12 protein-coding genes are annotated in these 11,191 nt (G+C 33.3%); 5 read left to right on the top strand and 7 right to left on the bottom strand.

Annotated elements, in window-relative coordinates; genetic code table 11:
• Nucleotides 1-88: transposase (locus K737_RS11970; protein WP_200863599.1), on the bottom strand; the 88-nt coding region annotated here is incomplete at its 3' end.
• Here K737_RS11970 and K737_RS10025 point away from each other — a divergent pair.
• From K737_RS10025 to K737_RS03125, 3 genes are all read left to right on the top strand, one after another.
• The gene (locus tag K737_RS10025) at nucleotides 71-247 is read left to right on the top strand and encodes a hypothetical protein (protein WP_161630423.1); all 177 of its coding nucleotides are present in this window, start codon (nucleotides 71-73) and stop codon (nucleotides 245-247) included. The genes K737_RS11970 and K737_RS10025 overlap by 18 nt on opposite strands.
• A 1,217-nt stretch (nucleotides 248-1,464) precedes the next feature.
• Nucleotides 1,465-4,449 (top strand): hypothetical protein, encoded by a 2,985-nt coding sequence (locus K737_RS03130; RefSeq protein ID WP_006288652.1) that lies wholly within the window; start codon nucleotides 1,465-1,467, stop codon nucleotides 4,447-4,449.
• Nucleotides 4,450-4,641: 192 nt separating this feature from the next.
• Nucleotides 4,642-4,863 (top strand): helix-turn-helix domain-containing protein, encoded by a 222-nt coding sequence (locus K737_RS03125; RefSeq protein ID WP_006288654.1) that lies wholly within the window; start codon nucleotides 4,642-4,644, stop codon nucleotides 4,861-4,863.
• A 63-nt stretch (nucleotides 4,864-4,926) separates the two neighbouring features.
• On the opposite strand, the gene K737_RS11965 is transcribed toward K737_RS03125, so the two are convergent.
• From K737_RS11965 to K737_RS03110, 4 genes are all read right to left on the bottom strand, one after another.
• Nucleotides 4,927-5,007, bottom strand: coding sequence for a transposase (locus K737_RS11965; RefSeq protein ID WP_407636448.1), 81 nt, complete (start codon nucleotides 5,005-5,007; stop codon nucleotides 4,927-4,929).
• Nucleotides 5,008-5,030: 23 nt separating this feature from the next.
• On the bottom strand, nucleotides 5,031-5,279 hold the full coding sequence (locus tag K737_RS10020; RefSeq protein WP_200863598.1) for a hypothetical protein: 249 nt from the start codon (nucleotides 5,277-5,279) through the stop codon (nucleotides 5,031-5,033).
• 123 nt (nucleotides 5,280-5,402) lie between these two features.
• Complete coding sequence (locus tag K737_RS03115) at nucleotides 5,403-5,699, bottom strand: IS630 transposase-related protein (protein ID WP_006288657.1); 297 nt, start codon at nucleotides 5,697-5,699, stop codon at nucleotides 5,403-5,405.
• A gap of 182 nt (nucleotides 5,700-5,881) precedes the next feature.
• On the bottom strand, nucleotides 5,882-8,332 hold the full coding sequence (locus K737_RS03110; RefSeq protein ID WP_006288659.1) for an LPS-assembly protein LptD: 2,451 nt from the start codon (nucleotides 8,330-8,332) through the stop codon (nucleotides 5,882-5,884).
• Nucleotides 8,333-8,604: 272 nt separating this feature from the next.
• Between K737_RS03110 and K737_RS09420 the strand changes: the two genes are divergently transcribed.
• Entirely contained in the window at nucleotides 8,605-8,730 is a 126-nt protein-coding gene (locus tag K737_RS09420) for a hypothetical protein (RefSeq protein WP_023491468.1), read from the top strand.
• Between the two features lie 60 nt (nucleotides 8,731-8,790).
• Nucleotides 8,791-8,997, top strand: coding sequence for a hypothetical protein (locus K737_RS10015; protein WP_023491467.1), 207 nt, complete (start codon nucleotides 8,791-8,793; stop codon nucleotides 8,995-8,997).
• Between the two features lie 918 nt (nucleotides 8,998-9,915).
• On the opposite strand, the gene K737_RS03100 is transcribed toward K737_RS10015, so the two are convergent.
• Entirely contained in the window at nucleotides 9,916-10,341 is a 426-nt protein-coding gene (locus K737_RS03100) for a serine hydrolase (RefSeq protein WP_006288746.1), read from the bottom strand.
• 423 nt (nucleotides 10,342-10,764) lie between these two features.
• On the bottom strand, nucleotides 10,765-11,191 hold a 427-nt coding region (locus K737_RS03095; protein ID WP_200863597.1), incomplete at its 5' end, for a histidine phosphatase family protein.

The raw sequence follows: 11,191 nt of genomic DNA, 5'->3' as shown, positions 1-11,191 counted from the left end.
AAGTTAATGTTCTTCTTACATGTTTGGCTTGGGGCCATTTTTTCTCAATAGGATTGAGATCAGGGGAATAATGAGGAAAATAAAGCAAACTATGGCATCTTCTAGCATATTTTGCACTGCTTTCCCTTTATGGAAAATGGCATTATCCATAACACTGCCGCTTTCCTTTGGAAGGTTTGGTAGCACCCAAGATGTAATCCCCTGTAAGCCAGATATGAACCCAATTGCAATTGTATTTGCTAATTAAAGCGCGTATGGGATTTATTCCCCCTCAGTGATGAGAGCCATAACACCGCTTACCTTTATCAGAGCGCCCATACGTTCTTGGCATATCATGAGCAAAACCACTTCCATCTATATAATTAATTGTTTTTCCTGCTTTTTCTAGCTGTTCAATTTTTTGGCAAAATCTAGACCTTCTCTCTGGATCAAAGGATTGAGAGTTTTTTTATATGTCTCTCCTAAACGCTGTTTTGCATATCTGATACCAGAAGCGCTGACTTCTAACCTCTTGGCCCTATCATAGCACCTGTATGGAAATTCTTCTGTATAATTTCTCTTTATCTAATTTTGTCCATGATTTATTCCTTTTGTTGAATGCTTCAAGATTTTTATTCTATCTCACTATTGCTGATTTAGATATGCAAAATCTAGCGGCTACTTTTTGAAATGATAAACCGCGCTTTGTTTTTAATACTTTTTTTCGAAAATCTAATGAATATGTCATAAATTTAATTATATAATTTATTACATAGTTATAACTTTATCCAGATTCATTTTTATATTCTTTTTATCATTTTTATATTCTTTTTATCATGTTTTTGCTATAAATCATAGTTCAATTACATCATTGATAATTTAGACTTTTTCCAAAATGGTATATCGTTCAAAACAAATAGAATATGTCATAAATTTAATTGTACGATTTATTACATAATTATAACTCTATCCAGCTCCATAGTCATATTCTTTTTATCATGTTTTTGCTATACATTATCCTCTACCCTTTTTTTCTTTAAATAAATATTTTAGAAAAAATTACAAGTATTGCTAGTCTGATAAAAAACACTTAAATTATGTATGAAAATTTAAAAAGAATAAAAAGCACGCACTTTCATTTACAACAAAAAGTATAATGTTTAATTACTTAGGCTTCTAAAAAAATATTCTGACAGTACATTGTTAACTCCAGCTAACAAAAATAAATAAAATGCGCACTATGAAACAATTTTTCTAAAAATTCATTAACAAAAACAAGAATAGTTTTATTGATGCTTATTTTTCACAAAAATTTACAATCAAAAAGCGCACTCTTTAAAGTACAAAAAGCAAGGAGAGGAACAGAAATGCTACAAAATACATCATACTTATTTCAGAAAAGGTGTCTTCATGATTTTTTCTTGACAAACTAAAGAAATTATTGAAGAATTCACTGTTAGTTGTATTATTAGCATTAATTTTTTTATGAAATTAAGTTTTTTTCTATTTTTTGTATTACTAAGTGGCAGTGTTTTTTCTACCCCTGCCGCCCCTGAATCTCAGTATGAACGGTCTTTATTTTGTGGAAGTTGGGAAGATAAAGAACATGTAAAATTTGTTATTGAGGAATTAAAATTACCGGTCTACAGGATTAGTCTTGATAAAATTTTTGCAATTTTAGCTATGTTAACAAGCAAAGCAAAACATATGCCAGAAGTTCAGATTTTTTTTCATCAATATTTTTTTAATGACTCTTTTTTTTCTGAAAGAATTTTTCATGAACTTTTTCAGTCGACCTATCGCTCTGGCTCTATCTGCGCTCCTAGAAGAGACCAATTTTTTGAACTTGTTACAAATTGGTTAGATGAGATTCCAGATGACTCTTCTTCAACTTGGACTGTTTTGCTATCAAAAATTGAAAGCGTATCTTTTGGAACACAAGTTTCTTTGGACCGTTCAAAAAAATTTGAAGGTATTATATCACGAATAAAAGCAATGAATGATGAAAATTTTTCTAATATTATTGAACTATACCTTAAATTTTGTAGAACATTTAATAAAGAAATATTTAATTCTATAGGATTTGAAAGGGTTTACTCATTAAAAGAAGATTCTGTTTTTTCAAAAGCTACTGCTGCAATTTTTTTGTTTGGAAAAAAAATTCCTTTAGAAATTTTTGAAAATCTCGATTTTGAAAGAATCAATAAATTAGACGATCAAAATTTTTCTAAAATTTTGTGTCAAGTGTTCAATTCTGATCAAATAGTTCCTTCAAATATATTAGAAAGATTGAATCTAAGAAGAATCAGTACATTGACAGAAGAGTCTTCTGTTTTGGATGTTTCAGATGCGATTTTTAACTCAGATCAAACGATTTCTCTAAGTGTTTTTGAAGACATTGTCAAAGCTGTCAATGCGATAAAAGATCCTTACAGTTTTGCTCAGATTATATGTAAACTATGCAATTCTTGGAACGCTATTCCTTCATCTATTTTAGAAAATTTTAATTTTAATAAAATCAACAACTTAAAGAATGACTTTTTTTTTGTAAGGGTTATGACTGCATTTTGTGAGTCTCAAAGTAAATTTCCTAAAAAAATTTTTGAATGTTTTGTCGATAGAATTAATTCGTTAAAAAGAAGTTCTGACTTTAGTACGGTAGTTGAGAGGTTTTGGAAATCTGGACAAAAAATTTCTTCGGAGGTACTTGAAAGCTTTGTTGAAAGAATTAAAAAATTGAATGATGCGGATTTTTCTCGAATTGCGCCCAATTTTTTTAATTTTAAACAAAACGTCTCTTTGAATTTTGAATATTTGTTAACAAGAATGAGTGATTTTAAAAATATTTCAAGATTCGAAGAGCTTATGTCCAATATTTACGATGATGATAAATGTAAAAGCATTCCTTCAGGTACATTTAAACGCGTTATAGATTCATTAGATTACACTAAGTTAAGTTTTGGACATATTATTTCTTTGTTTAATTTTTTTAAAGAACACGATATTTCCCCACCAGAAGATTTAGAAGAACGGAGTAAATACCTTTTTAAACATTTACACTACTTAGAAGTAATCAGATTAGAAGAGTCGCATTTTTCGTTCTTTTTGGATGAACTTTTTAAATATTATAAAAAAGAAGAAGTATTAAAAAATCTTTATAACTTTCCTTCTCTACTTCAATGGGCAATATTAGAAAGGTTAATAGTTTCAGAAAAGCTGTTAGACGATATAGACACGGCTCCTTTACCAAAAAAAACTAGCATAGAGTTGTCTCCTCAAGAAAAAATAAAAAAACTTGTTTTAGAAGTTCTTTCTTCTGCTGAAAAAGATGGATTTGCAGAAAGGATTTTTAGATTTGTACAAAAAGAAAAAGGATCGGACTATGCAAAAAAATTTGCAACTCTTGTATCAAATAGTGTAATAAGCACGCCTGACTTTGAAGAAGACTTTGAGAAAAATTTTAAATTTGGTCCAGAGTCTGTAATGTTTTTTGTAGAGAAAAAAAGTTTTTACGATTGGTGTGTTTTAGATTATAAACATAACCGTCAAAAAGAAGAGGATTTCGAACAGGCAAGAACTTTTTTTATTAATTTAGTAAAAATTTTACATCCTGAAGCTGAAGAACATAGCTTTTTGCACACAAACAGCGTGATTTCTGGGATGGATTATTTAGATATAGTGCATAATAGGGTTTATCTAGGCACAGATAGAATATCCACCAGAGACTATGAACTACTGAATTTAAAAACTCTTGAAGGATACGTTAAAGAAGAATTAAAAATTTGCTTAATTAAAGTATTAGATGGATATTTTAAGCGTAAAATTGATGCTCCTCGTTCTTCTTCCTGTTTTGCTTCTCTTCTCAATAAATTAGGAAATCAAAAGCGTCAAAAAGGAAATCTTTTACTTAGAGAATTTTGCGGTGCCTTGGACTGGGGACCATCAGGATACGATCTTTTTAAGGCGTACGGGTATGATCAATCCTCAGTCGTTGAACTTTTTGAAAAGCGGGCACGCCCTTTTTCTAATCAATTTAATGAAAATAAAATGGATGGAGGACTGCTTAACAATGGATACGAAGCCTTGGCAACAGATCTTTTAAAATTAGTTTTTTATAACGAAAATGTTACAGAAAATCCTATAAAATTTTCAAGTCACTATGAGAATAAGGATAATTTTTGTAAAGATATAAAAAAAGATTTAGAACTATTTTTTAAAGACATGTATTCTTACAGAGATGAAGTCTTTACTACAAGCCAACAAAGTGCTAAACGATATCACCCTGATCAAATGTGCCTAAGATTATTAGAAATTTTTGATGATGGAAGTGGAATTTCCTTGGATCCAGAAAATTTTTCAAAAGCAAGATGTTCAAATGGAACATTAATAAATTTGCGTTTAATGTATGCAGAAATGCATGGAAAATCAGTTTCTGGGTTTAAATTCGAAGAGTGTCCAAAAGTTCAGTAACTATTTTTTGATAAATATAAATTTTTAGGATAACCTCACCGTATAGAATTATATTCGGTGAGATTTTTTCATTGAATAATAAAATAAAGTAAAAAAACAAAAAGAATAAAGCTTTTAACTAAAGATATTTTTTGTTAGAATTTGTAAAGGATGACTTTTAAAAGTCTCTAAAAATGATTGTATATAAAATTTGTGAATGTTAAGATTGCTTTAAAAGCGGTTTTGTTCGAGGAGTTCAGCGGTACAAATGTAAAAGATGTGGAAAATTTTTCACGAGGTGTACCTGAGAAAGACAAGCTCAAAGCCCTCGTTTTATACGCAAGCGGCCTTTCAATGGATCGAATTTCTCAGCGTTTTGGTGTCAGCGCGACCGCTGTTTTAAAGTGGGGGCGTACCTTAGGATCAAATCTATAGTAACTTAGGTTGAATTAGATATGTTAAAGAACCACGAAATAGAGTCAAATAGGGCGTTAAAATTTAGTATATTGTCCACCTCTTCATATTAGCCCAGAATTTTTTTATTGGATTCAAATCACAAGAGTAAGGAGGTAGAAAAATTATACCGCATTTTACAGATTCTATTAATTCTTGACTTCTCTTGGATTTATGAAAAGAGGCATAATAACACCTTGACCAGGCTTTAGTTCCTTAATCAGAAATTCTACCCAAACTTGGAATAATACTGTGTCGCAAGCTCCGTTAATCCCCATTGGTGCTATCGGCGTGTTATTAACCAAACCGGCAATGCTATTTGTTCTTTGATCATATTTTCCACTCTTTTTGCCAGCCAATTTTTCACTTTTTCTGCCCCAATTTTTGTCTTTGCACATAGCCATATCAATGCCGCTTTCATCAATATATACAATACTTGTATGCTATATTTTTGATCGATTATTTATACTAACTTCGATTTTATTTGTTTGCTTCCACGCACGAAAAATATTTTTTTTAAGCTATAGCCTAATCTTTTTAACCAGTAACTGAGTGTACCCCAATTTAGCAGCTTTTTTCAAGGTCATATCTTGGTTTTCTTTGACGTTTTCTTCGAGCTTTTCTAAGTTAATATTTTTTTCTGAGCCACCACGCCTCTTAGGAAAATAACCGCTTTCTTGTCTGCATTTTCTATGCCACCTGCCTATCGCTGATACACTTATTTTAAATAGGTGCGATGCTTCAATATATCCGCCCCCCCCCTCATCTAAATATTCTATTCCTCTTTGTCTTAAATCGTTGGTGTAGCTCTTTGTCATTTTCCTTTTGTTGTAACAAAAAAATCACACCCAATTTAACCTAAATTACTACAGTTGAAATTGTTAATTTCAGAATTTAGAGATTATAAAATTTTGTGCTACCAATTTATTTTGTGCTACCAATTTGTTGTATTTAAGATCGCTAAAAAATTAAAAAAAGAAAAATAGGATTTTTTAATTTATTATGTTGGAAAAAATGTCTCTACTCCACAATTAGAAGGAAAAGAAGGAATTTCACTTTGTCGCTTATCAGGTTTACGAGAAAAAAGTTGCTTGCTCGTTTGAATTTTTCCAAGCTGTTTTAAATTGATACTGATGCCAAAAGAAATTCCTGGACGTAAATCTTCTGCCATTCTATAGCGACTGTACTGAAGAAAAAAATCAAATAAAAAACATTCATTTTCATACCCAACCCCAACGCCTTGGTTTAAAGGGCGATTAGAGTGAGGGATATTTTCACTTAACTCATAAGTTCTATTTTTTTTTAAATTCTGAGTAACAAATGCGCGAAGGTGCCAATTTCGAGTAAAGAGATTTGTTTTTGCCTGTATAGTGATTTGATGCGCTAGTGTTCGATATAAAGGGTTGATTGCTAAAGGAGGAGCTGAAATAAATATGTAGTTTCCAGAACATTCCAGAATTTTAGATCCTATGCTTCCCCCCAGCATATGTGTTTGAGAGTCTAATTTTGGAGTGTGTACACGAAATCGGTACAACAATTTTGCCCAAGAACTATTCCAAGATACTCTTCCCACCACATCAGAAAATCCTTTTCGGATCCCAACTGGAATAAGCTCTAAAGCGGGAGGGGTACCTGACCACCGCTGACCTATGTACGCTTCTATATTTTGAGTACAATTTAACTGATATTGAACATTTAATGCGTAATTAACTCTACTTCCATCATCAACACGATCTAACCCTGTAAATCTATTATGGGCCAACAAATTACTGTCGTGAAATTGAACGTTTTGACTATCTTGATTAGGAATGCGCCAAGAATTAATTTTTCCAGGTGCTGCCACTGTCTGAAGTTCTGGAGTAATGATCCATCTACACCCCATCATGACAGGATATCGAAATGTAACCTCTGCCTCTGGAAAAATACGATAGTAATGGGTATTTATTCTAGGCAAACCAAGAAGAGGAGAAACTTTTTCAGGTTGAATATAAAGCATCGCAAAGGAGGTATACGGGGAAGGCTGATGTAAAACACTTAAAGGGCAAATTTGTGCACTGTATAGGGCTTGTCCCAAGCGTACAGATCCATGAATCTGAATGCCTCTATTGGTCAAATGGTGCACTTCTAAAGCCGAATCCATAGTAGCACGCTGCATTTGCGTACCTTCTTTGTTATACAAAGATACTGTACCTACCTCTATATCCGCGGTAATTTTTTTACTAAACATTCCGCTTCGATAACAGTATTTTAGTTCTGGCGTTACTGCGCAAGATCCTTCTGTTGTATCATCGGGGGAAAGGTCTTGATAACGCAAAGTCCGAAAAGAAAACCAATGCTTTGGATAAAATCCTTCAAATCCACTTTTAGATTCAAGATAAGGGGCGCTGGTGAATCCAAAAAAGGGGCGCGTAGTAAAAAATGTTCGATCTGAAACGATATATTCGTGCATAAAGAAACGCCAGTGAGGAGAAAAGTGCGAATCTAAATCCAAAGCTCCGTAGCCACGAAACCCTTGATGATCGACGGTTTGTTGTTTGGGAGCAAGATTGGCAGCTCCACTAATTTGAACCGCTCCTTGATAAAACCGTTTTCTGTAATCTGATGCTATCATTCCTCCACCGCTTTGCATGTAAAACGGAGTGACTTTCAAATCTTGTTGTGCACTCATCCGATAATAATAGGGAAGCCCAGTGTAGAATCCAGCACCTACGTTCCCCCCCACATAGGGAGCCAACATCCCACTGCGTGGACGGGTAGGTAAATAAAAATAAGGAACCTGAATAAAAGGAATACCTTTCAGTTTTAAAGTCGTATCCGTATATTCTGTTTGAGAATTTTTCTGATCTTGTTCTACAATTGTACTATGCAAAGACCACAATGGCTCTTCTGATAATCGATCTTTGCAAGCGTGACAAGGTGTGTAAGAAATTCGCTCTGCTCTTATTTTTTCTTCAGAAAATTTAATAATTTTTCTGGCAGTTATGCGCTCTCTAAGATAAGTTAACATACGAACATTGTGCAACGTTCCTGCAGATAGCGTACTTTTTAATGTTCCTTTATCAAAAAAAATTCTGTCTCCAGCGCTATCCTTTAGTTGTCCGTTCTGGACAAAAATTTCATTTTTTGATTGGTCATAAAGCAGATAAGAGCACTCCAACTTAACATGCCCTTGACGAAGTGTACAAGGACCGGACACTATTAAAACACGAGATTTTTCATCATAGGATCCTTCTTGAAGTTCTACTAGAAAAGGACTATCTTGGTACGCCTTCCAATCTTGAACATGGGGACAATACCGTACGGAAGGATGTAGAGAAAAAAGAGCAAAAGCTGTATTGGAATAACTTAACATTCCTCCAACTACGGGAATTCCCAATAGCGTTACTTTAGTTACCCTGAAAAAATAAGCCCAGCACGCGGGATACAAAATCCAAATATTAATGAAGAACATTCCACATTATGTCATTTTTTCAAAAAAAAAAATACATGATTTTCTAGCTTAAATTCATAAAAAACTACAGATCTTGTTTTTAAAAAAGTCCAATTAAAAAATTAATAATTTCAAATGAAATATTAGTTTTTGAAATCTGATGAAAATAAAATTAAAAAAATATTATTAGGGTACCGTAAAATTTTGAAACTTTTAACTAAAGATACTTTTTATTAGAATTGGTAAAAGGAAGTCTTTTAAAAGTCTCTAAAAATGATTGTATGTAACATTTTGTGAATGTTCGGATTGCTTTAAAAGAGGTTTTGTTCAAGGGGGGCAGAGGTAAAAATATAAAAAATATGGAAAAAATTTCACGAGGTGTGCCCGAAAAAGACAAGCTGAACCCCCTCGCTTTATAATCAAGCGGCCTTTCAACGAACCGAAGTGCTTAGCGTTTTCGTGTTAGCGCGATCTCTATTTTGAAGTGGGTGGGCACCTTAGGATCAAGGATATGCGCCAAAATTGAACCATCCAAAGAAGACAAAGATATTGTCAAGGAAATAGATGAGTTTTGGCATTATTTAAAAAAAAGAAGCAAAAAATTTGGATTTTTAAAGCTTGGATTTCTAAAGTCTAGGATCATGCTGGAAAACGGATTATCGATTGGGAATTTGGTGATCGCTTGAGTCAAACATTCAAGCGACTTTTTGAACGATTAAAAAAATAGAAAATTCTATTTTATTGCGCAGATCATTGGGCAGGTTTTAATAAAATTATTCCAAGACCCCGCCTCTTTCAGGGAAAAGATAAAACGTTTTTCATTGAACAAAATAACGCTCCACACCTCTATTGGTTTGCAAAATTTCGCCCCCCCTTGCAAATACATGATTACTTGAAATTCTGGAGGGAACACTGCGTATTTTTACGGCACTTCACGTTAATAAAACTTTGAAAATTAATCACGCTATCTTTGGTTAAAAATTTTGCGTAAGGTGAGTTACTCAGAGAAAGAAGAAGCTTCACATGCTTAGAGCTGAAATAGGAGTGATTGAGAAAGGAAAAGTTATCCATATCTCAAAATTTGTTGTTCAGATCTTTCCTTACTAGTATCGAAATTTTCAGAGAAAACTTTACCTTCGTTTGAATAGTATTTCTGGACTCGCCGCCCTCAAAAATGGATTCTAACCCCCCCCAAAGCTTAATGAATTTACTCAAGTTCCTTTCTATACTCTTTACAATCTTTTTTTTTGCAGAAAATTTAATAAATTATTTAATAGAAAAAAATCACTACTATCTGTTCGCTGTATTTTTCTTGTTAAGAATATTGCTCACTCTTTGCTTCTAAAAAACTTCGATCTTATTACGCTGCACACAACTATTTAATTAACTTTTAGCTTAATTTTCTGCATCTATTTGTGCATGTCTTGATGATCTTCACTACCCAGGTGTATAAAACGTTCTTTAATATTCAGCATTTTTTCCTAACACTACCTAACCAAAATTTTTTGTTAAAACGCACTACCAATTCACCTGAAAAAAATTTTAAATTTTTCTTGTTTTCTTCTTTGAAATTTTGCTCCCCGCGCACTTCAAAAAAGAAAACCTCAACTTTTCAAACACTTAAAAAGAAATTTAGGCGTAAGATTCTTGCAGCAAGTGGATGATTTTAGAGCAAAATAATTTTTAGAAACTGGACAAAAGGATGAAGTCATGCCAGCAGGCAATTTTATGAATCGATCAAATATATGATCCAAAGTATCTCCGTTTGTTTCTTCAATTAGTTCCCCAACTAGCAAATAATTTGAGTTTGAATAGAGATGCTTTTTGCTTGCATCAAACGGAATGGATTGAAGCAATTCAACTGCATTGATTGGTTTGTTTAAGCTTTCCGGCACAGTCAGTCCATCGCCGTAACTATCCAAATAATCGCTAAGCCCAGATCTGTGGGGTAGTAAATCAAGTAAACTGACCTCAGATATCCAATCCTTGCCTATGGCTCCCAGCCAAAGCAGAGTCGGGAAATAAAGCATTTAATTTTTACTTTAGCAACTTCTTGAGCGGCACCCCTGGATATTTCTCATTCAGGGTGACAAGCATCATATACGCCGTCATATGTTTAGACGCTGAACCTATGTAAAATTGGCTATCATCGTTCGCTTGCTTGGATGAAGTTTTGAAAACCTTACCACCACGAACAATTGCCACCGTCACGCTCGCTGTTTACTCATTGGTGATTTTTTTTAAATTATCTTGGAACTGTTTCATAGAATCTGATGCATATGCGCTGTTGCCAAAAAGTGTAATGACAATAGTTATTATTTGAAAAAAATGTTTCATAAAAAAATTATTTCCTATTATACTCTAATTATTAACAATAGTCAATTTTTACTAATAAATAATTAACTTTTCCTGTTTTACAACGACTTAAATCAATCCTTGGTTGAATTTTTGGATTATTCATAATCATACAAATTTCTCTCCTCAGATAAAGGATAAATACCCCATGGATGACTTGGATGTTCAGGCGGCTGATGAAAAACGGGCTCTGCATTACCAAGATCAATAATTGAAAGGCCTAAAATTTCTTGCACAACCCAATAAACGCCCCCATGAGATACAATCAAAACAGGGCCTTTGTGTTGTAATGCCTTTTCTAGTCCTCGCGTAATTCTTGATGAAAAGTCAGCGTATCCTTCCGCTCCTTTGATATCTTCTCCGTTCCGCCAACCATTGATCCATAAACCGTTGCCTTTGAGCTGGCCTTCTTTTTCGCCCCAGCATGCCTCTTGTAATTCAGTGATTTCGATGATAGGAGCTTTTATGTGCTGGGCAATGATACCTGCTACCTGCAGAGCTCTTAGCAAAGGTGAGCTCACAATC

The organism is Holospora undulata HU1 (assembly GCF_000388175.3).
Lineage (GTDB): Bacteria > Pseudomonadota > Alphaproteobacteria > Holosporales > Holosporaceae > Holospora > Holospora undulata_A.
Note: the sequence above shows the minus strand (reverse complement) of the source record. Positions and strands in the feature narration are given on the sequence as shown.

Coding starts and splice junctions, on each gene's coding strand:
- K737_RS10025 (WP_161630423.1), top strand. CDS start 71: ATGAGGAAAATAAAGCAAACTATGGCATCTTCTAGCATATTTTGCACT.
- K737_RS03130 (WP_006288652.1), top strand. CDS start 1,465: ATGAAATTAAGTTTTTTTCTATTTTTTGTATTACTAAGTGGCAGTGTT.
- K737_RS10020 (WP_200863598.1), bottom strand. CDS start 5,279: ATGTGCAAAGACAAAAATTGGGGCAGAAAAAGTGAAAAATTGGCTGGC.
- K737_RS03115 (WP_006288657.1), bottom strand. CDS start 5,699: ATGACAAAGAGCTACACCAACGATTTAAGACAAAGAGGAATAGAATAT.
- K737_RS03110 (WP_006288659.1), bottom strand. CDS start 8,332: ATGTTCTTCATTAATATTTGGATTTTGTATCCCGCGTGCTGGGCTTAT.
- K737_RS03100 (WP_006288746.1), bottom strand. CDS start 10,341: ATGCTTTATTTCCCGACTCTGCTTTGGCTGGGAGCCATAGGCAAGGAT.